Below are 23,070 nucleotides of genomic sequence, written 5' to 3'. Positions count from 1 at the left end.
AGCCACCGCAGCGTCAAAGACCTCGAAACCGACGTCAACACCTGGATCGCTGCCTGGAACGAAGACCCGAAACCCTTCGTCTGGACCAAGACCGCAGACGAGATTCTCGACAGCCTCGCCAACTACTGCACCCGACTTAACCAACTAACCAACGACTCAGGACACTAGCAACTCGCGCTGTGAGTCCCTGTGACCGGCGCACGTCTTCTCCTCCGCGGCCACCGAAGTTACAGTCCGCGGCCCTCCACCGCCGCCGACCCGCCGCCGCCTCCGGACGGAGCAGTCCAGCGATCTTCAGCTGGTACGCGCAGCGCACCGCCGGCACGTTCGGTGATCTGATGACGGCCGTGCGTCCGTACCACACGCGAGTCTTCCTCGGCAACCGGCAGGCGGTCGAGTCGCCGTAGCGGCGCACGGCATACTTCTCACCGGGCGTCGCCTGGCAGCCGATGGTGATGATCGGAACTGCCCAGTGCTCGCGGTGCTCGCGTACCTCAACAGCTGAGGCGCGGCAGCGAATGCCGACTGGTTAACAGTGGTCTTTTTGGGCTTGAGCAGCGATGGCCCTAGCCTCCTTCAGGAGCTTGGCGACCTCGTCTTGATAGCTGGCCCCCTTCTTTTTCCAAGCCGCAGTCTTCACCGATACCTGATTCAGGAGATCCTTAACCTGGTCGGCATCTGGTGCGTTAGGCGGTGTGTACCCGGGCAGCGCAACTGCGGCCTGCTGAAATGCGGATAGATCATGGCCGAGCTGCGTAGCAGCGTCCTTAAGCGCTTGGATGTCGCTGGTCAGGCTGCTCAAGTCGCTGTCGATGCTGTAGGAGTCGCTTTCGACGCTGTAGGCATCGCTCTCGGCACTGTAGGCGTCGCTGCACGCCGACGACTCGTCCTGCTCCCTAGTAGCCTTCGCGGCGTTGGTCTTCGCGCTCGCCAGGTCCTGCTTTGCGGCGGTCAAGTCCCTTTCAAAATCTGAGAAGGAGGGCGGCTTCGCAAGTCCATCCCGTACGGCCGCGGCGTCCTGCGCCACAGCTTCAGCTGCCTTTGCGATCTGCTGCCGGCTTTCTTGCAGAGAAGCTGCGGCGGCTGCACTCGCCGCAACCGCCTGTCGATCTGCCAGGTTGGCATCAGCCTTCGCTTGCACCTCCGCAACCTTGCGGTTGTAGGCGTCGGTGGACGCCGGTGCGAGCGTAAGTGGGGCGGTCGAGCCGTCGTCTTGCGGCACCTGCAGCGTCAACTCCGAGCCGGACACCGTGCCGGAAAGGTTGGTGACGAATCCGAGCCCCTGGGGAAAGCTGAGGGTCATTGCCTCGCCGTCCATCGTGCCCGTGAAGGCCGCGTGCGTCGACTTCGTCGTGGTCGGGTCGGCGCTGTCCAGGCTGCTCTGGTCCAGCGTTCCCGAGAGGGTGCCTGCCTGCCGGGTAATTTGAATCATGACCGCGCTCGTGGTGTCCGCACCTACCCAAGTGTGTGGGAAGTCCCCGACTCGGTTGGTGATGCTCGAACACGATGTCGCGGCTATACCGGGCACGAGTAGCAGGGCGGCAACCAGGAGTTGGGCAGGCCCCAGACGCATTTGCACCAGCGGAACCTAGCGATCTTTCAGGCACAGGGGTAGGCCCATTCGGGCGACGAAAGTGCCAGTTTGCAGGAGAGCCTATGGACTCGCGTCACGAATCGTGCATCTCCCGCTGTCGGAGGTCATGCGGCGATGGCCCGGGCGGCGGCGTACGTGTTGGCGGGGAGCGGGTGGTGCAGCCGCCAGAGAATCCGCATAGGCCGTTCGCCGGTGTGCTCCTGGTACGTCATTGGTCCGGCGTACAGGTACGGCGGCGCGCCCAGGTCGCGGTCGGCGAGCTTGGTCTCTCTGACGAACAGGTGCACCGTCGACCCGCGCTCGGCGTGCTGGATGTAGCGCTGCCCGGTCCCCGACGCAGACGACGTGGTGCTCTGCGACTCCCACTGGAACAGGCTGTCGGTGATGGCCCGGTCGGCGTACATCGTGGTGGGGGAGTAGTGCTCCTCGGACTTGACCAGGGTGACGAAGAAGAGGTCCGCCTGCTCCGACTCAAGCCACTTCACTCCCTCGCGCAGCGACCCCGGGTTCGCCATTCCGAAGGCCGCGCACGCCTCGTTGCGGCTGTAGCGGGCGTGCACCCGCAGCGGTACCCGGCCCGGCTGCGGCGTGACCGTCACCCGGTGGATTCGGTCCCGCAGTACCTCGGCGACCTGGCGTAGCTCCGCGCAGCGCGCCGGCTCCCCCCAGAGCCGCTTCAGCCGGGCATCGCGCTCGGTCAGCGACACCGACGGCCCCCAGAGACTGAAGTGCAGCATGTCCAGCAGCCGTCCGCGGCCAGGGTGCTCGCCGCCCGCGACCCGCGCCAGCAGGGACAGCCGGTCCACGTCGTCGATGTGCAACATTCGCCCGATAGCCCGGCCGAGCTCGCGGTCGTCCGGCCCGGCGGTCGAGGTCTCGATGCCGGCGAGCCGCCGCAGCCCGGCCCACCCGCCGATGCTCGCCGACCGGTAGACGTCCTCGACTTCCAGGCCGGTCTCCCGCAGGAACTCGGCCAGGCTCACGTCACCGAGCTGCCGCAGCTCCGCCACCAGGCCGTACTTCGAGGTCGGCAGGGCCGACTTCAGGTTGGCGAGCACGACCTCTTTCGCCACTCGGTCCAGCTCGACGTGGCAGCCGCTCGGCAGCGACGGGAAGCCGTCCCGGACGGCCGCCTCGACGGCCCGACGGCTGACCCCGGTCAGTGCCCGCCACCGCAGGTCGAAGCGGAAGTTGGCGTGCTGGCCGCCGATGAAGTCGAGCACCGTCAGACAGGGTTTGTCGTCGTCGAGCCGCAGCCCACGGCCGAGCTGCTGAAGGAAGATCGTCGCGCTTTCGGTGGGCCGCAGCATCAGGATCGTGTCGACCATCGGCAGGTCGACACCCTCGTTGAACAGGTCGACGGTGAACAGCACGCGGAGTTTGCCGGCCTTGAACTCCCGCAGCAGGCCGTCCCGCGTCGTGCGGTCCGCCCGCGAGGTCACCGCCGCCGAGGGTACGCCGTGCCGGGTAAACCAGTCCGCCATGAACTCGGCGTGCCCGATGCTTACGCAGAACCCGAGCGCCCGCATCCGACCCACGTCGGCCGTGTCCTGTACCGCCTTCAGCACCATTCGTGCCCGCGCGTGGTTGCCGGTGTAGAGGCCGTCCAGCTCCGCCGGGTCGTACCCTTGCCCGCGCTTCCACCGCAGGTGCGACAGATCTACGTCGTCGTGCACTCCGAAGTACTGAAACGGCGCCAGCAACTGCCGCTCCAGCGCGTCCCACAGGTGCAGCTCCACCGCCGCGTGGCCGTCGAACCACCGACGCACATCACCGCCGTCGGCCCGGTCGGGGGTCGCCGTCAGTCCCAGCAGTACGCGCGGCCGCAGCCGCTCCAACAACCGGGCGTACGTCGGCGCTTCCGCGTGGTGGAACTCGTCAACGATCACCATGTCGTACGCGTCGGGGTTGATCTCCCGGCGGTGCAGCGACTGGATCGAGGCGAAGACGTGCGTCCAGTGGGTCGGCTCCTTGCCCCCGACCAGCATCTCGCCGAAGCTGCCGTCACCCATGACCTGGCGGAACGTCGACATGCTCTGCTTGAGGATCTGCTCCTGGTGCGCGACGAAGAGCAGCGAGTCGACTTGGCCTGCCCGATGTAGCCGCCGGTAATCCAGCGCTGCCACCACCGTCTTGCCGGTGCCCGTCGCCATCACGACCAGGTTGCGGTGCCGGCCGTGCACCTGCCGCTCCGCATCCAGGTCGGCCAGGATCTCCGCCTGATACGGGTACGGCCGCACATCCAGGTTCGCGATCTGCGTCGGCACGTCGTCAGCGCGCTCACCGCTGAGCGCCTGCCGGAGCCGCTCAGCGTCCTTGGCGGCGTCGTACTCCTCGAACGCCGGGTCGTTCCAGTAGTCCTCGAACGTCGCGGTGAAGGTGTCGATGACGTGCGGCTGCTCGATGTTCGAGATCCGGACGTTCCACTCCACCCCGTCGACCAGCGCCGACTTCGAGAGGTTCGAGGAGCCCACGTACGCGGTGGTGGTGCCGTTGGTTCGACGGAACAGCCACGCCTTGGCGTGCAGCCGGGTCGTCCGGGTCTCGTAGGAGACCTTGATATCGGCGCCCAGCTCGGCGAGTCGGTCGAGGGCTCGTTGGTCGGTCGCGCCCATGTAGGTCGTGGTGATGACACGGAGTCGGCCGCCGCGTCGGATCAGGTCGCGGATGGCGGGCTCGACGATGCGCAGGCCGTGCCACTTGATGAAGGCGCAGAGCAGGTCGACGTGCTCTGCGGAGGCCATCTCGTGGGTGACCTCGTGGCCGATCCGGGGCTGGTGCTTGCCGTTCACCAGGAGAGCGCCGGTGGAGATCGGGGTGGTCGGGCGCTGCGGAAAGGTCGGTTGCGCCGGCGGGGTGGGCGGGGCGGCGATGGCGTGTAGGAGGTTTTTGGCGTCGGCTACCTGGTCGCTCTGATTTGTTGCGGCCGGGCTGAGGACGGCGATGGCTTCGGCGATGCGGTTGGTCAGCTCGACCTGGTGGTGCAGCTTGTCGTCGCCGCCAGGGACGGCTTGGAGAGCGCGGCTGATCAGGGCGGCGAGGTGACGGGTGAGGGGGCCGTGTGAGTCAGCAGCGTCTAGGGCGCGGTGCTGGATCAGGGCGGGATCGACGCGGTGGAGCTGGTCGGCGAGCTGCTGGGTGATCAGGTGCTCGTAGATGCCCCGCTCAAGATCCGTCATCCCGGCAACCTAACCTTCTCGCAGGCGTCCCCGTTGCCCCGACACGAGGCGCGAACGCTAACCCGATGACTGTTCTGGCAGACGGACCCGCCCACCATCTCCGCGCGTCTCTCCTGACTCCTAGCGAGGCGTCCCACTGTTGCGCACGTCCTGGATCGCGAGCCGAATGGCGGCGTTGATGCGCTGACCCCGGCGGCGGAAGCCCAACTCCTGCATCGCCTCCGTGATGATCTGCTCCTCCGTACGCAGACGCCCGTCGCTATTGATCCACGCCACCAAGCCGGCGAGCTGCCTTCGGCTGTACTCGGTGATGGGGGCGCCCGGGTAGAGCTGGGGCTTCGGCATGCTTCGGATTGGTTCGGTGGGAGACGGCGGGGCACTCTCCGACCGTGGCCGCACGACCGGCCGCTTCACCGACGCCGGTCGGCTCGCCTCGGCGACGGCTGCGTCGTAGGCCGCCTTCACCCGCGCGACTTCCTGGTCCCGATTCCGGAACCAGGCGGTGGACCAGATGCGATGGAAGCGCCAACCGAGCCGCTCCAGGTGCTCCTGTCGCAGCCGGTCGCGGTCGCGGGCGGTCGGCGACGAGTGGTAGGTGGCCCCGTCTGCCTCGATCGCCAGCACCATTTCGCCCGGTCGATCGGGATGCTGGGCGGCGAAGTCAATCCGGTAGCCACTGGCGCCGTGCTGAGCGACGAGTGGAATCCCGGCCGCCGTCAGCCGGTCGCGCACGTCCGCCTCGAACGGATTGAGTGTGGGCGCGGTGCCGACGGCGGACAGCCGCTCGCCCTGGCTCTCGGCGTACTCCAGGTAGCTGCGCAGCAGCTTGGCGCCATGGGCGTTGAGCTTGTTCGGGTCCAGGTCGCGGGCGCTGAACGAGCTGACCACCGCGGCACGCTGCCGCGCCCGAGTCACCGCAACGTTGAGGCGCCGGTGGCCGCCGTTGTTGTTGATCGGCCCGAACCGATACAGCATCCGGCCGTCCGGCCCCTTGCCGTAGCCGACCGACAGAATGATCGCGTCTCGCTCGTCGCCCTGCACTCGTTCGATGCTCTTAACGAAGAAGGGCTCCTCGCCCCGCTCCTGAAAGAACTCGTCGAAGCCGCCGCGGTCGATCAACGCACGACGCAGGGCCGCTTCGATCCGCTCGGCGTGCCTGATGCCCATGGTGATGACGCCCAGCGACTCGTCCGGGCGCTTTTCCGCGTGCTCCAGGATCAGTTCGACGACCCGGTCCACCTCGGCGCTCACCCGGTCGCCCGGCCCGTAGCCGACCGGGTTGTTGTCGACCAGGACGTGGGTCAGGCAGCCCTCCGTGGCGGCGCCCGGGAAGGTGACCAGCTCGTTGCCGTTCGGCGCGTAGATGTGCAGGTTGGAGAAGGCGATCAGTCGCTCGTCCCGGCTTCGGTAGTGCCAGGCGAGGTGCTTGTTCTGTGACAGCGGGAGCGCGGTGGCGAAGGCCTGGAGCAGTGACTCCACGTCGTCGGTCAGCGCCGTCTCGCCGTCTTCGTCAGCGACGGAGTCGTCGTCGCCACTGTCGAAAAACCGGGTCGGCGGCAGCTGGTGTTCGTCGCGCGGATGGTCGCAGAGCCCGAGCGGGTCCGGGCCGCTGTGGGGCAGGCGCCGGCGCTGCACCGCTACGTGAACAACGTCCCGGGCTGGCTAGTGGAGACAGCCCGCAAGGTGCTCGAGGAGTACGGCGGTCGGGCCGCCTCGATCTGGGCTGGCTGGCCCAGAGCATCCGAACTCACCACTCGCCTCCGCCGTTTCTCCGGCATCGGGTGGAAGAAGGCCGCCATGGCACTGGAGATCCTCGCCCGCGACCTGGGGGTGCCGATCGCCGACCTGTCCGGCAGCGACACGGCCTTCGACGTAGATGTCCGCCGGGTGTTCCTGCGAACGCAGCTTGCCGAGTACGACGACCTGGACCACATTGCGGATGTGGCTCGACGCCTGCACCCCGAGCGACCCGGCGAACTCGACTACCCCGCCTGGTTGGTCGGGTGGCAATGGTGTGGGGCCGGAGTTCCGGACTGCGGGGCCTGCGTGCTGCGTAAAGTCTGCCCTCGGGACGTGGGCCGGGCGGCGGCCGTTCGAGGTAGCTGATCAGCGTCGGTGGTTACTGACGCCTTCGTGCCCTCACGCCTTGGAGGACTTGGCAGCCTGGTCGGCCACGAACGTCCCCTTGCCCTGCTGGCCTTCGACCAGGCCCCGGTCGCGAAGGATCCGTAGTGCCGCTTGCGCGGTGGAAACACTCACCTTGTACTGCTCGGCCAGCTGCGCGTACGTGGGCAGCTTATCGCCTGGCGCCAGCTCTCCGCTGTCGATCTGCTCTGTGATGGCGTTGACGACACGTAGATAGTCCGCGGGTCGGTTGGGCATGTGATGGCACTCCTCGCTCGGCTCTTCGATTTGAGCACAAGGGCGCCATCAACTACAAGATGCATGTTGACTTAGGTAAGCACGTCACCTAACGTCGTCGACGCGGGTTTCCTCGCTCGGCAGCTTGGTTTCCCGCGCTTTGGGTGAATGCCCGAACGGTGTCGGGGCAGCCGCTGTGACAAAGCTCCTCATGTCGTCAGAGCTGTCCCGGCATTCCGAGCCTGCGGTTCTTGGGCCCGACGACTCGGCACGTGGCACCAGATGCGCCAACAGCAACGTGTGGATGCTTTCCGCTGCTCAAAGTGGCTGCGGAACGCGCAAGCAGGCCCGGGGTGGGTGCTGGGCTCCGGTCGGTACGGACGCGCGGTCGTACCGTCCGTCCCCGCCCGCCTCGGCGCCACAGCCACCGACCAGGGAGGATCATGGACTCGATCGACGACATCCTCGGTGAACTACCCCTACCGCCCTACGTCACCACCGAAGACGTCACCTTCGCCGTCAAGGCCGTCACCGTGCACGCCGCCGAGCAGTGGCCCGAGGGCCCGCGCTGCCGCAACGACCGTGCACCCCACCCGTGCAGGCTGCACCGCTGGGGCCGCCGGGTCCACGACCAACGCGGCCTCACCGACCGGCAGATCCGCGGGCTGATCGCCGAGCAGGAGGCGCCGCAGCGATGATCTACGTGACCGGGGAACGCCTGCACCCACACCACGCCCGCATTGCCTCCTTCGACACCCGCTGGCGCGGCCTCGACCCCGCCCAGGTGCACGATTACCTCAACCGGGTAGCCGACGAACTCGAACGCCTGCACCGCGAGCTGACCACGGCAAACACCGAGGCCGAACGCATCCGCCAGGCGCTGCGGCAGTGGCAGTCTCGGCACGCCGGCTGTCGCCACACAGACCCAGGTTCACCGAACTGCCGGTGGCGGCGATGACCTCACCCCGCTGGATCATCCACCTTCCCACCACCCTGACCAGCCTCGACGGGGCCATCATCCTGGCCGCAGCCCTACGCGACTCGCTCGGTCACGTGACCGCCATCGACTTCGGCGAGACCACCCTCAGCGAGGAGGATCAGCAGTTCCTGCGTACCCGAATCTGGTGTGACGCCAAGCTCGACGGGGCCGGCCGCTGCCGACGCCGCGACGACCACGACCGTCCGTGCGGGGCCACCGAGGAGGGTCCACGCCGGTAGCCTCCGGGCATGCCCGACACCGCGCACGACGACCTGCTGGCCGGCTTCACGGCTCCCCAGCCGTACACCATGGAGACCGTCGCCGACGCTCCCCACGCCCCCGGCGTGCACGTGGTCCTCGACGGCGGTGTGATGATCTACGTCGGCCGGACCAGGCGGGGTCTGCGGGATCGCCTCCGGCAGCACCTGAACGGCAACCGCGACTCGTCGGTGCTGCACGACCAGGTCGGACAGCTCCTCGATACCCCAGACAACGCGGCGTCGGCCGCCGACATCGCCGACTGGCTGGGTCGGTGCGAGGTCCGCTGGCAGGAGACCGACAACCCGGAGGGCACGAAGGAAGCCCTCGTCGTCGCCCTCAAGCCGCGCTTCAACCGGCAGGTGCCGAAGCCACGTCACGCGGATGGTGGCGAATAGCGGAGCGGCGCGTCGGCGACTGCCTTAAGCCGGAACGGCTCCGTCCTCCGACCTTCGGCGCAGATCGATCTCCATACAGCTGAACGGCCCCGTTGGGAATGTCGAAGCGTGCCTATGCTCTGCGCATCGGGCGAGGTGGCGATGAGAGCCAGCCGCGTGGGGGCGAGTTCGAGGGGCGCGTGTGGGATTCAACGTTGGTGACATCGTTGATGTTCAAGCCGACCCCAGTCGAGCCGGATCGGTTATCCACATTCTTCAAAGCGTCGATGGATTCGGCCGCTTTCGTCTTCCATAAGGCGGGAAGCATGCGCGAGTACGCAGAGGACCAACTGGTGTTCGCAGCAGCGCAACAGGAGGCCCCGACTGACGGCCTGACTCCCGAGGAGTTCCGAGCCCGCCTGGTCGACGCCCGGCTCAGTCACCCGCTCACCGATCACGTCTATTCGTTACGGGCAGCGCGGATCAAGTACGTGCCGTTCCAGTTCCGGCCGCTCCTGCGCCCCGCCGGCGCCGCTACTGCCCCAACGAGGCTCGCCTGGACGACGCCTGGCCCGAGGAGTACCGGCGGGCGATCGTGCACTACGAGCTCTTCGCCCGCACGGTGTACATGAAGGGAGATGCCAAGCGGAAGAAGGGCAAGGGCCTGCGCGAGCTGGATCCGCAGCCTGCCTTCGACCTGGTAATCGCCGACGAGGCACACCACCTGCGTACGCCGGGCACAAACTCGCACGAGCTCGCCGAGCGGCCGTCGTACTGCTCCGACAGGAACTGGCGTACCGCAGGATCCTTGCCGTCCCAGACCTTGCGGCCGAGAACGTGGGGACCGTTCCGCTTGGCGGGCACGCGGTTGAGTTGCTGCTTAACACCCGTACCCGTGGGTTCAGCCCTCTGCGTCGAGGATCTCGCCCGCTCTGGCGAGAACGGGCTTCCACAGATTTGGCGCGACAGTTTCCCGGAGTAGTGCGACTACCTCCTCCGCCGCCAGGCCGACGAACCGCTGGGAGACGTGTCCTCGGGGTGGCGACGCGTTGGAGAGCGCCACCACTGCGCCAGGACCAACGCGCGGCCCCTCCTTGGCTGATCCATCGGCTGCACCCGGGTTCAAACCGGCCGCTTTCTCGAGGTGTTCTGCCCACGGGCCCGGTTCGAGCTCCGAAACTTCTCCTGCATCGATCGCATGGTCGGTCCCCGCATCCGAGGCTTCATCGACGCCGTCCGTTGTCGGATCACCCGATTCGCGGTCGTCGTCGTCCATAGCGAGTGGGTCTCCGACGCAGACGATGTCGAGATACCTGGTTGTTCTGGTCAATGCGACATACAGCAAGCGGTGGCCCCGGTCGTCCTCGGCGACGATGTCTTCCGGCTCCATGACGACGACCGCGTCGAACTCGAGGCCCTTGGCTTCCTGAGGACCGACCAGGTTGATTCCTGGGCCGAGTTCACCGGCGGACGCGGCACGCCAGGCCACGTCTTTGGCCTTCAGCTCTCGTTCCGTGTCCGGGCGGCAGGAAGCGGGGCAGATGATCGCCACGGATCGACCGTGGGCGGCGTGCCCCATCGCGACGCGGACGGCCTCAGCCGCACGCTCGTCCCCGTCGACCCGATGGATGAGAGGCTCGGCCGGACCGTCCCGCACGATTTGCGGTGCCTGCACCGTGGGAGCGGCGAGAGGCAGGAGTTGGGCCGCAAGCTCGAAGACCTGTCGGGGTACCCGGTAGCCGTAACGCAGCTCTTCCCGGACCTGGGGAAGATCGGCAGGCAGGTGATCGAGAACCTCGTCCCAGTCGTCACGCGCCCAGTGGCCGGTCGACTGAGCAATATCCCCGACGATGGTCATGGACCCGTTGGCAGAACGGCGGGCGATGGCTCTCAGTTGCATGGGGGAGAGATCCTGCGCCTCGTCAACGACGATGTGCGTAAACCGGGCCTCCACGCTGTTGATGAGGTGCTCGGCCTCGTCGAGCACCGCAAGGTCGGCATCGCCCCAAGTCTCCTCTGAGAGCCGATCGGCGGGCCGTCGGTGCAACAGTGACACCTCTCGAGCGGTGAAGTCGTCGCCCGCCGCTGCCATCAGCCGGTCGCGCGAGCCGTAGAGCTCACGCAGGAACGATGCGGCGGTGAACGACGGCCAGAGCCTGTCCATGACGGGATCGAGTGCCGTTCGCAGTCGTTGCGGACTCACGCGGACTCGGGGGGAGACGAGATCGGTCAGCAGATCCCGGAACAGGTGTCGGCGCTCGGCGTAGGTGCCGGCACTGGCACGACACCGCGTTATCAAGGGCTTGAGCTCCTCGGCGGCAATCGGCACGGGGCGGCCCTCGATTTGCGCCTCAACCCAATGCTGTCCCTCGGGCGGCCCGACCCGAGCGTAGAGGGCCCGCCGCAGAAGCCCAGCCATCCTGCCGTCGCCCTTCAGCCTCACAACTTCGGGATCCTCTTGGCGACCACGTTTCACCGGTGGATGCAGCTGGTTGATGTCACGTTGCTCAATGCTCGTGTCACCCAGGCTGGGCAGCACCGTGCGGGTGTAGCGCGTGAAGGTGGGGCTCGGGCCGATGATGAGCACATCCTCGGCCGAGAGTCGACCCTGACTGTTGAACAGCAGCCACGAGACTCTGTGCAGCGCAACTGCTGTCTTGCCAGTGCCCGGCCCGCCCTGAATGACCAACAGCTGGTCCATCGGGGCGCGGATGAGATCGAACTGCGCCGCCTGGATTGTCCGGACGATGTCCTGCATCGTGCCGGTGCGGTTGCTGTTGAGGTCTGCGAGCAGCGCGTCGTCGACGTCCTCGTGCGCCTCCAGCTCAGCGACGTCAGCGGCCAACTGGGCGAACACCGTGTCGCTGAACGACGTGATCGTGTTCCTCGAGCACTCGAAATTGCGCTTGAGGCGCAGCCCAAACGGGTCGGCGTGACTCGCCTCGTAGTAGCGGGCGGCGGCAGGTGCCTGCCAGTTCATGACGAGCAGCTCAGCGTGGTCATCAAAGATCGCGTGATGGCCGATGTAGAAGACCTCCCGGCGCCCGGCCTGGTGGTTTGCGGGCATCGGTTACCTGGTGATCGGCTGGACGTCCTTCGCCACTGTCGGTGAGGCGGACAAGACACGCACCCTGAGCACGGTGGCAACCGTCGTGCTCATGGCGCTGTGGGTGGCGAGCATCGTGCACGGTTTCGTCATCAACCCGTCCTGGCTGCGCTGGCGGGCCGGCCATGTTCCCTGGTATGCCCGGCCCCAGGCGCCGCCGCCCACCTGGCCTGGCAGCCAGCACCCACCAGCACAGGCAGGGCCACCGTCCCTGCCCACATCCGTGCCGCCCGTCGTCGTCGAGATGATGCCGCAGCCCAGCGCCTACTCGGGTAACGGGACCACAGCGGCACCCGTGCCCTCTCAACCGTCGCCGCTACCAGCGCCGCAGCCGCCGGCACCAATGGCCGCGCCCCCGGGGGCCGTGGATGTCAACGCGGCGACGCTCGAACAGCTTGCCGCTCTTGCCCACTTTGACCCGGAGCGTGCGCAGCGGGTGGTGTCCGAACGGCAGATGCGCCGCGGGTTCGGCAGCGTGGAGGAGTTTGCGGCCGTCGCGAATCTCGCGCCGCACGAGTTCGCTCATCTCAGAAGCCTGGTGATCTGCGCACCGCAGCAGGGGCCGCCGGCCAGCTAGCCGCGGCCACCGGTGGCCTCGACTAGGTCGAGGCGTACGCCTACCTGATCGCAGGCATCGTCGGCGACGCCGTCCCGCTCTGCAGGCCGCGCCTGCAGATGCGGTGGCATTGGCTCTCGCCGGCCAACGTCCCGCGAACTGGGGGAGCGGGTCTCGCCAGCTCCAGCAGGCACACGCCAAGGACGAGCGGATCAAGGATGCCCTACGTGCATGGCAGACGGATCGAGCCGCCAGATGACATGGTCCGTTACGCGACGTAGTCGGTTTGGAGATAATGCCTGGTCAGACCACTACCTACCGTGAACCCGTCATCACGATCGGCTTGGACGTCGGCAACGGTTTCCCGGAACCGGACAGCCTCCGGCGCGCCGCCGCCAGGCCTCAGACGGGAGAAACATATGCGTGCTCAGAAGGAATCCCGGCGGTTCGGCGCCCGAGCGTCCGTACTCGTGCTCGGTCTTGTCGTGGCCGGTGCGGTGGTCGCCCCGGCGAGCCCGGCGCCCGCCGCGGTCCCCGGCCTGGTGCGGATCGCCGCGACCAGCGTCACCAACTCGGCCGACTTCCACAGCGCCACGGCCACCTGCCCGGTGGGGAAGGTGTTGACCGGTACGGGCTACGAGCTGAACGGCGTCACGGGTGAGGGCGTCGTCGACGACCTGCGCCCCAACGGCGGCCCGGCCACCGCGCCGACGGCGGTAACTGTGGGCGCCTACGAGACGGAGGCGTTCGCCGGCAACTGGTCGGTGACGGCGTACGCGATCTGCGCCAACCCGGTGCCCGGCCTGGTGCGGGTCTCCGCAACCAGCGTCAGCAACTCGGCCGACTTCCACAGCGCCACGGCGACCTGCCCGGTCGGGAAGGTGCTGATCGGTACGGGCTACGAGTTGAACGGTGTGACCGGTGAGGGTGTCGTCGACGACTTCCGTCCCAACGGTGGGGTTGCCGCGGCTCCGACCTCGGTGAACGTCGGCGCCTACGAGTCCGACGCCACCGCCCTGAACTGGTCCGCGACCGCGTACGCCATCTGGGCCAACCCCCTGCCCGGCCTGGTGCGGGCGTCCACGGCAGGTGCCAGCAACTCCCTCGACTTCCGCAGCGTCGTCGCGACCTGCCCGGTCGGGAAGGTGCTGACCGGTGCCGGCTACGAGCTGAACGGGGTCACCGGCGAGGGCATCGTGGACGACTTCCGCCCCAACGGCGGTCCCGCGACCGCCCCGACGTCGGCCGCCTCGGGTGCGTACGAGGAGGACGTGTTCGCCGGGAACTGGTCCGACACGGCGTACGCGATCTGCGCGACGGCGTAACAACAACTCATCCGGTGTAGCCGCCCCGCGAACGCGCGGGGCGGCTACACCGTTGAGGTGTCAGATCAGGAGCCGCCCTGACGGTGTACACGTCCCTCCCGGGCGACGGTGGAGCGGCCCTGGTCGCGTTCCGTGCCGGCGGCGCCGGTCGCGGTACGGCGGTTCCGCATGTCTGGCGAGTGCTCCATGGGCGAGCCCTGGCGGCCCGGAGCGCCGCTGCCCGAATGTCGCCGGCCTCGCGCCGACTCGCCGCCGCTGTCGTGTTTGTTCTGCTTGTGGCTACCCATGCACCGCGCGTACCCGGTCGCCGGGCGGCTAGTCACGAGCCGACCTCCGAACGTCAGCCGTTGGGTGTCCGCGTGGTGGGCAGGATCGGGATCGTTCTGGGCAGCCGCTCGCGTTGCTCCAACGGGAGCCATTCACCCTTGGGGTCGAGCAGTTCGATGAGCTCGACGAGTTCGTTCTGTAGGCGTACCAGCCGCTCGTTCCCGTGCTGGCCTCGGGCTTCCACCTCGTCCACCTCCTCCAGGAGGCGGGTGAACCAGGACGCGAACGTCGGGTCGGTTTCGAGGCGGTCGCAGAAGGCCGCATATCCCAGCACCTCTGTCACCGCGCCCTCAGGCGACTCCACCCGGTTGAGCATGACTTCGCCGATGGCGCGCTGGTGTCCCCTGAACACGCGGAACGGTCCGGGCAGGGCGTCGGTCGCCAAGGGATGGTGAATCCGCTGGATCGCTGTGAAGAGCTCCTTGGTGCTCTTCACCGACTCAAGATCGAGGAAGCGCTGTTCCCGGCGGAGGACCTCCAGCCAGGCCAGGTGCTCGGCGAGGACGTACACGGTGTTGTGGCGGACGTAGTGCTGCTCTTCGCTGTCGCCGGAGTGCAGGTATGTGCGCAGGAAGTTTCGGCTGAGCACGTTGTGCACCCGAGACTGCAGCGACTGGGCTGACCACAGCAGTGGTACGCGGTAACGCCGGAACAACTCCTCGGCGAGTTCTACCTTTTCGCGGTTGCGTGCCTCGTCCTGCAACTGATGGGTGACGTAGGCAGTCCGATATGTCACCACAACACTGATCAGCGACACGGCGGCGGACACCACCGCGATGACGATTTCTGGCCCCATGCCGAACAGCTTGCCTGGCACCTTCGCCGCAAGATGCGTTCGACTCGCCGATCTGACAGTGCTGTGGATGCGCGTAGGGCAGGGAGATGTTCGATACCGCGATATGCCGTCAGCGGCCGGCGTGCGGGAGTGCCCGACCGTAGCGTCCGGACGGCGCGGGTCCACACGCGCGATCTGAGGGAGGTAGCCATGCAGAGGCCGTTACCGGGGGAGCAGGCCCCAATCACCGTGAACTTGGGCCGGTGGCAGGCGGCGCTGCCGCCGGACGCTTGGCCCGACAACTTCCCACCGAGCGGCGACGTCTGGCGGCGCGACGTCTTCGCCGTGGCCGACGCGTACCGGGCCGGCTCCGTCAGCGCCCGGCAACTGCTGACCGCGGTGCTGATCTGGGGCTACGGCCCCATCGGGTACGGGCCGTGGCGCGCCGCCAGGTCGCTCGGCGCCGACCCGGACGGCAAACGTCTGGCGTACGCGCTTGAGGAGGTCTCAGCAGCAGCACCCGACGAGGACGCGCTGCGTACGGCGTACCGCCGCTTCCGCGACCTCAACCACGCTCGCCTGCCGTGGCTGGGGCCGGGACTGTTCACGAAGGTCCTCTACTTCGTCGGCTACCGGCGAGGGGTGGGCGGTGTGCAGCCGTTGATCCTCGACCGCGTCGTGGCCAGCCGTCTCCCTGTCGAGGCCGGCGTCGGTCGTCAATCCGGCTGGTTGTCGGAGGAGTGGCTCGCGTACCTGCGCTGGGCGGCCGAGCAGGCGCAGGCCCAGGGCATCGAGCCGGACGAGGTCGAGATGGCTGTCGGCAGGGACGCCGAGGCGGCTACGAGATAGCGCGGAGCCGGGCGTCGAGGGCGTCGAGGTCGGGGACGAACCAGATGTGCCCGGCCCGGTTCGACTCGTGCACCAGGGCACGCAGCGCCGAGCTCTCCGCCAGGTGAGCCGAGATGTCGCCGACCACGGCCAGTCGTAGCCGGTAGTTGACGAACTTCTGCATCACCTCGCCGGCGAAGCGGGTGCCCAGCGAGAAGAAGCGTTCGTCGAACCGGTTGGCCGGCACGGCCACCACCTGGGCGCCGAGGAAGGCCGCGCCGATGAGGTCCAGCGCGTCCTGCTCGGTGGCCACCGGCGGGCCGGCCGGGTCGCAGACCAGCACCTGGACCCCGGCGCGTTCCTGGACCTCGTCAGGCATCGTTGACCTCCCGGTCGAACAGGCCGTTGTCGGCGTTGAGTACGGCGTCGAGCAGGTGCAGCAGCTCGGCGGTGGCGGCGGGATCGCCGAGGATGATGATCTTCATGCGGCGTCGCTCCTCGTCGTGCACGGTCTGCACCCGCAGAGGGTTGGCGGGGTCGTGGCCGGTGTTGGCGCTGGCGAGCACGAGCGTGCCGAGCCGGTCGGCGGCGGCCCGGTCGACGCCGTCGATCTGCACGATGCTCGACACCTCCGCCGGCCCGGTGGCGCTGCCGGTGGTGGCTCGGGTCTGCCCGGTGAATGTGTCGAGGTCACTGGCGGCGATCCGGTACTGCTTGCCGATCCGCACCGCCTTCAGCCGGCCCGAGCGGATGTAGCCCCGCACGGTGCGCACGTGCAGCCCGAGCCGCTCGGCGACCTGCTCGACAGAGTGCATGTCTTCCTTCATCGCTCCCCATCCTACCTGCATAGGGAAGGTTAGGGAACGATGGGGAGCGCGCGCAGTATGAGTCGTTGACGACATCAGCTTCAAAGGGCCTCCAGCGCAGCCCGTCGGCCCGCCCCGGCGCAGGACAGGCGGCTGCCGGCGATGTGGACGCTCCTATTTCGCGCAAGTGTTGAGGCGCAGGTTACGAGCCGCCCCCGTCCTCCGGGTCACTGACTCAATCCCTGCGGTGACGCGGTCTTCCGTCGGGGAGTAGATGATTAGTGGGGCGTCCGGGAGGTTTTCTGGCGTGAGGCGAACCGGCTTTCCCAGCTGACGGCCGACGCTGCGCAGGAAGGAGCACAAGGTGTCCAGCCTGTCCTGCCCCTGCAGCTGCCTGGGGTCGAAGTCGAACTCGACCTCGTCTTCAGTGAAGAAGTGGGTGTTGACCAGGATGTTGGGCTTCGGCCAGATGTGCAGGGTGACAGCTGCGTCGCCCCGGTGGGCGAAGATGTCTGCGACGTGCTCGGGTAGCTGCCGGGATTGACCCTCGACCTGGAAGTCCAAGCGCCATCCCTGGGATCGGACGAGCTCAATGATTTGCTGCCAGTCGGCGGTGTCAGCGTCGAGGACGTAGGCGTCGAGCAAGGAGCCGTCCGGCTCGAACCGTTCGGCCACGTCGTCCCAGGTCAGATCGTGCACCTAGACATGATCGTCCTTCTCCTCACTCCGGGCACTCTCAATTCGGTGGTCAGCCTGTGAGCATCCGGTAGGCGTCTCGGGCGATGTAGTGCTTGAGGCATCGCATGATCTCGGTCTTGGTTTTGCCCTCGGCGGTGCGGCGGGTGACGTAGTCCTTGGTGGGTTGGTGGCAGCGCATGCGGACCAGGGTGATGCGCCAGAGGGCGCTGTTGGCGTCACGATCCCCGCCACGGGCGGCATACCAGCTCACGGTCCCGGCCGAACCGTCGCAGACGGACGATCGCAAACCTCGAAAGCGTGTGAGGGTTAACGCCCTCCGCGGGTTCAAATCCCGCCGCCACCGCTCGTGAGTGCGAAAACGCCCGGTCGATCCCCACGGATAGGCCGGGCGTTCCGCCGTGGTCGTAGACCGCCTGAACCTCCGCCAGGTAGACCGCTTCGACCAATTCATCCCGGTTGAATCAGTTATGGTCGAGAGTATACGGACCCCCGTCCGGCGGGTCACCTCCTCCAGGGTGGCCTCCGCGCCCAGTTCGCCGAAGACGTCGCGGGCCGTGCGCAGGATGGCGTCGAAGTTGCGGGGCGCCGTCGGCGACAGGGCCGCCGGCGACCCAGAATCGAGATGACCATGACGTCTGGCTCCCCGTCCACCCCGCCCACGATCATCATTGGCGGCGACCTTCCGGTCGGACGGGCCGGCTTCGGGGCGATGCAGCTCACCGGCGACCAGGTCTGGGGCCCGTACCCCGCCCACGAGCGTGGGCTGGCGCTGCTGCGCGCGGTGGTGGCGGAGGGCGTCACCTTCATCGACACCGCCGATGTCTACGGGCCGCACACCAACGAGCTGCTGATCCGCGAGGCGCTGCACCCCTACCCGGCGGGGCTGGTGGTGGCGAGCAAGGGCGGCTTCGTCCGGGGCGGCCACGACTACCCGACCCTGGGCTGGGTGGGCAACCCGAAGTACCTGCGGCAGTCAGCCATGCTGAGCCTGCGCCGCCTCGGCGTGGATCGGTTCGACCTCTACTACCTGCACAGCGGGTACGCGACCGACGCCCCGTTCGAGGACCAGATCGGCGAGCTGGGAAGCTGCAGGACGAGGGCTGGATCCGGCACATCGGGCTGTCCAACGTCACCGTGGCGCAGTTCGAACTCGCCCGGTCGATTGCGGAGATCGCCGCGGTGACCGCCCTGTACAACATCGGCAACCGCACCGGTGCGGACCTGCTTGCAGCGGCGGAGCGGACCAGAGCGGTGTTCTCGCCCTGGCACCCGGTCAGCCTGCGCGACGGCGGGGACAACGCCGGCCAGGTCGCCGCCGCCCTCGCGCCGATCGCCGCCCGGCACGCGGCCACGCCCCAACAGATCGCGCTGGCCTGGCTGCTGCACCGCTCGCCGGCGATGCTGCCCATCCCCGGCACCACGAGCCTGGCCCACCTGCGGGAGAACCTCGCGGCGGCGCGGATCGCGCTGAGCGACACTGAGGTCGCGGAGCTGACCGCCCTCGTTCCCGAGACCGCCGCCTAACCGGGCACCGCCTCCCGCAGCTGGACCAGCTGGATGCCGGGAAGCGACCGCCTCCCGCTCGGTGGTGAACTCGGCCGACCACTCGACGCCGTCACGGTCTGGCCACACGGCGCGGTACCGATGCGGGCCGGTGTTGAGAACCCGGCCTAGCAGTCCGGCCCGGACCAGCGAGGGCAGCCAGACCCGTCGGCTCACCCGCTACGTCATCGGCCTGCTCCAATCCGCCTGAGCTGCGGGCGGACACCCGTGCCGAGGATCCCCCGGGTGTCAGACGGGTCCAGTACCGTCTGGAAACCATGGACGCGCGGCTCGGCGACGCCATCATCGGGCGGGATCATCCCACCGGTCTGCTGCGCGCTGAGCTGGACCGGGCCGCCACCAGCCACGGCGGCCTCGTCCTGGTCACCGGCGAGCCGGGCATCGGCAAGACGACGCTGGTCACCGCCGCGGCTCGCGAGGCTCGGCAGCGCGGGGCACTGGTGCTCGGTGCCGCCTGCTGGGATTCCGACAGCGCCCCCGGCTACTGGCCGTGGGTTCAGGTGCTGCGCGGCCTGCAGCGCTCCGCCGACGACTGGTCGGTGGCGCGACCGACCGCGGAGCCGGCTCTCGCGGCCCTGCTGGGCGAGACCGACACCAGCAGCGAGCAGGCCGGTCGCACCGCCAGTTGGGCCGGCGTCGACCCGGGCGGGGACATTGCCGACCGGGAGGCGTTCGCCCTGTACGACGCGGTGACCGCCGCCCTGGTCGCGGTCTCCCAGCACCGGCCAGTCGTGGTGGTCCTCGACGACCTGCACTGGGCCGACCCGGCGTCGCTGCGGCTGCTGGCGTTCGCCGCCCAGCACACCTGGTTCGAACGGCTGCTGCTGATCGGCACCTACCGCGACGCGGAGGTCGAGTCGGGCGAGCACCCGTTGCGCCCACTGTTGATGCCGCTGGTCACGAAGGCGACCACGGTCACCCTCACCGGTCTGTCCCGGGACGATGTGGCCGCGCTGATGGCGCGTACCGCCGGGCGGGAGCCCGACGCCGGCCTGGTCGACGAGGTGCACCGGCGCACCGGGGGCAACCCGTTCTTCATCGAGCAGACGGCGCGGCTGTGGCGCGCGGACGGTACGGGCGGCACGGTCGCTCCCGGCGTACGGGAGGCGGTGCGGCGCCGGTTGGCCCAGTTGCCGGCACCGGTGGTCGAGGCGCTCACCGTCGCCGCCGTGTTGGGCCGGGAGTTCCACCGTCAGGTCCTGGCGGCCAGCGCGGCCGCCCCGGTGGCGCAGGTCGATCGGCTGCTCGACCGGGCGGTGACCGCCCGGCTGATCGTCGGCCGGGGTGGCGGCCGGTTCGCCTTCGCCCATGACCTGGTCCGGGAGACGCTCTACGACGGCCTCAGCGATGAGGACCGGCGGGCCCGGCACGCCGCGGTCGTCCGGGCGGTCGACCCACCGGCGGAGCTCCGCGACCTGCTGATTCCGGCCGACCTGGCCCGCCACGCCTACCTGGCCGGCGCCGCGCTCGACCGGGCGCGGGTCACCGACCTGCTGGTCGCCGCAGGGCGGGACGCGCACGCCCGGCTCGCCGTCGACGAGGCGGAGGTGCACTTCCGCCGGGCGCTGGAGATCGTCGAGGACCGGACGAAGCGGGTGCGGATCCTCGTCGAGTTCGGTGAGGTGCGCTACCACCACGCCGGCCGGGAGGAGGCTGGGCAACTCCTCGCCGAGGCCGCGACGCTGGCCCGTACCCTCGACGATCCGGTGCTGCTGGCCCGCGTCGCGCTCACCGTCCACCGCTCCCGCCAGGTGGCGACCAATCGCTCGGTCGAGGCGGCGGAGCTGGTGCGGGAGGCGTACCGGCGGCTCATCGGCGAGCCGGACGGGGCCGCGTCGGTCGGCACGTTGATCGCCGACCTGATCACCGCCACCGAGACGATCGCCCGTCGAGGTCGGGATGACGAGACGCTCACCTTCAGCCTGTGGGCCCGCCACGACACCACCTGGGGGTTGGGCACCGCGGCGGCCCGGGCGGCGCTCACCTCGGAGATCCGGGACGTGGCCCGCCGCACCGGCGACCGGGAGACCGAGCTGTGGGCCACCTCGCTGCGCTGGGTGGCGCTGCTGGAGCTGGGCGACCCCCGCTTCGTCGAGGAGTTCAGCTCCTTCGTCACCGGCGGCGACCAGGACGACCTGGCCCGATACCGGATCGCGGCTACCGTCGACAGTGGAATCATCGCGGCGTTCCGGGGTGACTTCGCCGAGGCCGACGAGCGGTTCGCCTTCCTCACCGACCTCGCCGACCCGGGGCACGCCGAGTTCGCGTTCATGGGCCATCACGTGCTTTGGTCCCGTCTGCTGCTCCAGGGCCGGTTCGACGAGGTCGACGTACTGCTGGACGGGTTGGCCCCGACCGACTATCCCTACCGGGAGCTGCTGCGGGCGATCACCGCGGCGGAGCGCGGCGACGACGAGACGGCGGTCCGGCTGACCGCCGGCATCGAGGCCGCCGACATCAGGTACCCGCGTCCGGTGTCGCCGCTCTGGCTCCGGCTGCGCGCGCAGGCCGCCGCTGCGGCCCGCGATTCGCAACGCTGCGACGACGCGCGAGCCGCGCTGGCCCCCCATCGTGGAGAGTGGACGGTGGGGCTCTTCGGCTGCGACATCAGTGGTCCCGTCGACCACTGGCTGGCCGTGGTCGACGCCGCGCAGGAGCGCTGGGACGACGCCATCGCCGGTTTCGCGGCCGCCCGCGACGCCGCCGACCGGATGGGCTCCCGGCCCTGGTCGCTCATCGCCCGTGCCGGGCTGGCGAACGCCCTGGCCGGCCGTGGCCAGCCGGGCGACGCCGCGACGGCGACCGCGCTGCGCGCCGCCACCGCCCGGGACGCCACCACCCTCGACATGGCGCAGGTGCTCAACCGACTCGCCGGCCCGGCACCCACCGCCGCTGCCACCCCAGCCGTCGCGCCGAGCCGGGCCGTCGCGCCAAGCCAGGTCGTCGTGCCAAGCCGGGCCACCGAGCAGGGCCAGGCCACCGCCCCAAGCCGGACCACCGCGCAGGGCCGAGGCGCTGCGCCAGGCGAGATCGTCGAACCGGGCCAGGCCGTCGGGTCAGGCCAGGCCGTCGGGCTGCGCCAGGTCCCGCCGGCTGGAGCGCCGGTCGAGGAGTACGAGTTCCGCCGCGACGGACTGGTCTGGCAGCTCGCCTACGCCGGCGCTGTCGTGCACCTGCCCGATGCCAAGGGGCTGCACGACCTGCACCTGCTACTGAGCCGGCCGGGCAGTGACGTCCCGGCGGTGGAGCTGCTCGACCCGGCCGCCGGGCCGGAGCTGGTCGCCGCCCGCCGGATGGGTGGCGACCCGGTCCTCGACGACGAGGCGAAGGCCCGCTACCGGCGGCACCTGGAGCGCCTCGACGAGGAGATCGACCGGACCGCCGCGCGCGGCGACGACCGGAAGGTGGCCGCGCTGGACGTTGAACGCGGTGCGCTGCTCGACGAGTTGCGCGCCGCGGCCGGACTGGCCGGCCGGAGCCGCCGGCTGGGCGACGAGGCCGAGCGGGCCCGCAAGACGGTCACCGCGCGGATCCGGGACACGCTGCGCAAGCTCGACGAGCGTCATCCGGCCCTCGCAGGCCACCTGCGCGAATCGGTCTCGACCGGCAGCACCTGCCGCTACCTGCCGCCCGAGCCGCTTCCCTGGCGGCTCTGAAAAGGCAGGTTACGAGCAACTCGGGGTCGATGCCCGTGTCGGTTCTCGCTGGAGATTTCAGTCGGCAGCGCCTCTGACCTGCAGTTTGAAATGTCTCGCCCAGCCCCCCCGCTCTGGTTTCTCCCGCCTAACATTTCAGTACGCACAACTGCCAGTCCGGACGGCCCCGGAGGTGGGCTACGGGTGTCGACGCGCCGCTCCTAGAGCGGGTACGCCCAGGGTCGTGATTAGGCGGAGGCGGTCTGAATTTGGCGGGGCCCTCAAGCTCGAGAGCGGACCCGAGCAGGGTCGCCTGCCCTCGCCGCGGCGGCGTGGCCGTACTCTGCTGGCAAGGCGCGGATCTGTTCCTTCGAACGCACTCTCTTGCCGATGTGTGGAAGATTGGATATCGACAACTACCGCTGTTGTCGTTTCCCCTCGTGGTGTAGGCGCGTTTCCTATACCTGGTACCGACGCAGATCGTGTGGATCTTCCGTTCGTTGCCGGTGACAGCATGCTTTTGCGTTCATGGGCCGCGAGATCGCTGCGCCGGATCTCGTGTGGCCGTGATAGCTGCGCGGCGACGTGGCGGGCTTGATCGGCTCCGACCGCGCGGCGGGCCCAAAGTTTCGGCCGTTCCGGGCGCCCATGTTGATTTCGAAATCGGAGGGTGTCGGCGGTCGCCACGGTCGTCATCGAGGT

At 68.8% G+C, this 23,070-nt stretch carries 19 protein-coding genes and 2 pseudogenes; 11 read left to right on the top strand and 10 right to left on the bottom strand.

Features of this window, described 5'->3' with window-relative positions:
• Positions 1-168: pseudogene (locus ACWD6N_RS08405) on the top strand (IS630 family transposase); the annotation flags it as partial.
• A 361-nt stretch (positions 169-529) separates the two neighbouring features.
• Here ACWD6N_RS08405 and ACWD6N_RS08400 read toward each other — a convergent pair.
• The 3 genes from ACWD6N_RS08400 to ACWD6N_RS08390 all read right to left on the bottom strand — a co-directional run bounded on the left by ACWD6N_RS08400 (position 530) and on the right by ACWD6N_RS08390 (position 6,408).
• Entirely contained in the window at positions 530-1,432 is a 903-nt protein-coding gene (locus tag ACWD6N_RS08400) for a hypothetical protein (protein ID WP_450004630.1), read from the bottom strand.
• A 266-nt stretch (positions 1,433-1,698) separates the two neighbouring features.
• The gene (locus ACWD6N_RS08395; protein ID WP_450004629.1) at positions 1,699-4,773 is read right to left on the bottom strand and encodes a DUF3427 domain-containing protein; all 3,075 of its coding nucleotides are present in this window, start codon (positions 4,771-4,773) and stop codon (positions 1,699-1,701) included.
• A gap of 120 nt (positions 4,774-4,893) precedes the next feature.
• Positions 4,894-6,408 carry an AAA domain-containing protein gene (locus ACWD6N_RS08390; protein ID WP_450004628.1) on the bottom strand — a complete coding sequence of 505 codons (1,515 nt, stop codon included), beginning with the start codon at positions 6,406-6,408 and terminating at the stop codon, positions 4,894-4,896.
• Between ACWD6N_RS08390 and ACWD6N_RS08385 the strand changes: the two genes are divergently transcribed.
• Complete coding sequence (locus tag ACWD6N_RS08385) at positions 6,385-6,879, top strand: hypothetical protein (RefSeq protein ID WP_450004627.1); 495 nt, start codon at positions 6,385-6,387, stop codon at positions 6,877-6,879. The genes ACWD6N_RS08390 and ACWD6N_RS08385 overlap by 24 nt on opposite strands.
• A gap of 33 nt (positions 6,880-6,912) precedes the next feature.
• On the opposite strand, the gene ACWD6N_RS08380 is transcribed toward ACWD6N_RS08385, so the two are convergent.
• On the bottom strand, positions 6,913-7,155 hold the full coding sequence (locus tag ACWD6N_RS08380) for a winged helix-turn-helix domain-containing protein (protein WP_450004626.1): 243 nt from the start codon (positions 7,153-7,155) through the stop codon (positions 6,913-6,915).
• A 422-nt stretch (positions 7,156-7,577) separates the two neighbouring features.
• On the opposite strand from ACWD6N_RS08380, the gene ACWD6N_RS08375 reads away from it, so the two are divergent.
• The 4 genes from ACWD6N_RS08375 to ACWD6N_RS08360 are packed head-to-tail and all read left to right on the top strand — an operon-like array spanning position 7,578 to position 8,769.
• Positions 7,578-7,832, top strand: a complete 255-nt coding sequence (locus ACWD6N_RS08375) for a hypothetical protein (protein ID WP_450004625.1) — start codon at positions 7,578-7,580, stop codon at positions 7,830-7,832.
• Positions 7,829-8,092, top strand: a complete 264-nt coding sequence (locus tag ACWD6N_RS08370) for a DivIVA domain-containing protein (protein WP_450004624.1) — start codon at positions 7,829-7,831, stop codon at positions 8,090-8,092. Before ACWD6N_RS08375 ends, ACWD6N_RS08370 begins: the two co-directional genes overlap by 4 nt.
• On the top strand, positions 8,089-8,352 hold the full coding sequence (locus ACWD6N_RS08365) for a hypothetical protein (RefSeq protein ID WP_450004623.1): 264 nt from the start codon (positions 8,089-8,091) through the stop codon (positions 8,350-8,352). Before ACWD6N_RS08370 ends, ACWD6N_RS08365 begins: the two co-directional genes overlap by 4 nt.
• Before the next feature lie 9 nt (positions 8,353-8,361).
• Positions 8,362-8,769, top strand: a complete 408-nt coding sequence (locus ACWD6N_RS08360) for a GIY-YIG nuclease family protein (protein ID WP_450004622.1) — start codon at positions 8,362-8,364, stop codon at positions 8,767-8,769.
• Between the two features lie 880 nt (positions 8,770-9,649).
• Here the strand turns inward: ACWD6N_RS08360 and ACWD6N_RS08355 are convergent.
• The gene (locus tag ACWD6N_RS08355) at positions 9,650-11,815 is read right to left on the bottom strand and encodes a HelD family protein (protein WP_450004621.1); all 2,166 of its coding nucleotides are present in this window, start codon (positions 11,813-11,815) and stop codon (positions 9,650-9,652) included.
• A 10-nt stretch (positions 11,816-11,825) separates the two neighbouring features.
• Between ACWD6N_RS08355 and ACWD6N_RS08350 the strand changes: the two genes are divergently transcribed.
• Positions 11,826-12,431 carry a ComEA family DNA-binding protein gene (locus ACWD6N_RS08350; RefSeq protein WP_450004620.1) on the top strand — a complete coding sequence of 202 codons (606 nt, stop codon included), beginning with the start codon at positions 11,826-11,828 and terminating at the stop codon, positions 12,429-12,431.
• A 398-nt stretch (positions 12,432-12,829) separates the two neighbouring features.
• The gene (locus ACWD6N_RS08345; protein WP_450004619.1) at positions 12,830-13,735 is read left to right on the top strand and encodes a hypothetical protein; all 906 of its coding nucleotides are present in this window, start codon (positions 12,830-12,832) and stop codon (positions 13,733-13,735) included.
• A 340-nt stretch (positions 13,736-14,075) separates the two neighbouring features.
• On the opposite strand, the gene ACWD6N_RS08340 is transcribed toward ACWD6N_RS08345, so the two are convergent.
• Complete coding sequence (locus ACWD6N_RS08340) at positions 14,076-14,879, bottom strand: hypothetical protein (protein ID WP_450004618.1); 804 nt, start codon at positions 14,877-14,879, stop codon at positions 14,076-14,078.
• A gap of 168 nt (positions 14,880-15,047) precedes the next feature.
• Between ACWD6N_RS08340 and ACWD6N_RS08335 the strand changes: the two genes are divergently transcribed.
• Positions 15,048-15,686: an 8-oxoguanine DNA glycosylase OGG fold protein gene (locus ACWD6N_RS08335; RefSeq protein WP_450004617.1), complete on the top strand. Its 639-nt coding sequence runs from the start codon at positions 15,048-15,050 to the stop codon at positions 15,684-15,686.
• On the opposite strand, the gene ACWD6N_RS08330 is transcribed toward ACWD6N_RS08335, so the two are convergent.
• The 4 genes from ACWD6N_RS08330 to ACWD6N_RS08315 form a co-directional block, all read right to left on the bottom strand.
• A complete protein-coding gene (locus ACWD6N_RS08330) occupies positions 15,676-16,044 on the bottom strand; it encodes a DUF4180 domain-containing protein (RefSeq protein WP_387329730.1) in 369 nt (122 codons plus the stop codon). The genes ACWD6N_RS08335 and ACWD6N_RS08330 overlap by 11 nt on opposite strands.
• Complete coding sequence (locus tag ACWD6N_RS08325; protein WP_450004616.1) at positions 16,037-16,492, bottom strand: helix-turn-helix domain-containing protein; 456 nt, start codon at positions 16,490-16,492, stop codon at positions 16,037-16,039. Before ACWD6N_RS08325 ends, ACWD6N_RS08330 begins: the two co-directional genes overlap by 8 nt.
• Positions 16,493-16,645: 153 nt before the next feature.
• On the bottom strand, positions 16,646-17,170 hold the full coding sequence (locus tag ACWD6N_RS08320; RefSeq protein WP_450004615.1) for a hypothetical protein: 525 nt from the start codon (positions 17,168-17,170) through the stop codon (positions 16,646-16,648).
• Positions 17,171-17,219: 49 nt separating this feature from the next.
• Positions 17,220-17,420, bottom strand: a complete 201-nt coding sequence (locus ACWD6N_RS08315) for a hypothetical protein (protein WP_450004614.1) — start codon at positions 17,418-17,420, stop codon at positions 17,220-17,222.
• Between the two features lie 372 nt (positions 17,421-17,792).
• On the opposite strand from ACWD6N_RS08315, the pseudogene ACWD6N_RS08310 reads away from it, so the two are divergent.
• Both ACWD6N_RS08310 and ACWD6N_RS08305 read left to right on the top strand, forming a co-directional pair.
• Positions 17,793-18,694, top strand: a pseudogene (locus tag ACWD6N_RS08310) (aldo/keto reductase).
• 296 nt (positions 18,695-18,990) lie between these two features.
• Positions 18,991-22,389, top strand: a complete 3,399-nt coding sequence (locus ACWD6N_RS08305; RefSeq protein WP_450004613.1) for an ATP-binding protein — start codon at positions 18,991-18,993, stop codon at positions 22,387-22,389.
• Positions 22,390-23,070 lie beyond the last annotated feature (681 nt).

It is taken from the genome of Micromonospora sp. NPDC005163, assembly GCF_053599835.1.
Note: the sequence above shows the minus strand (reverse complement) of the source record. Positions and strands in the feature narration are given on the sequence as shown.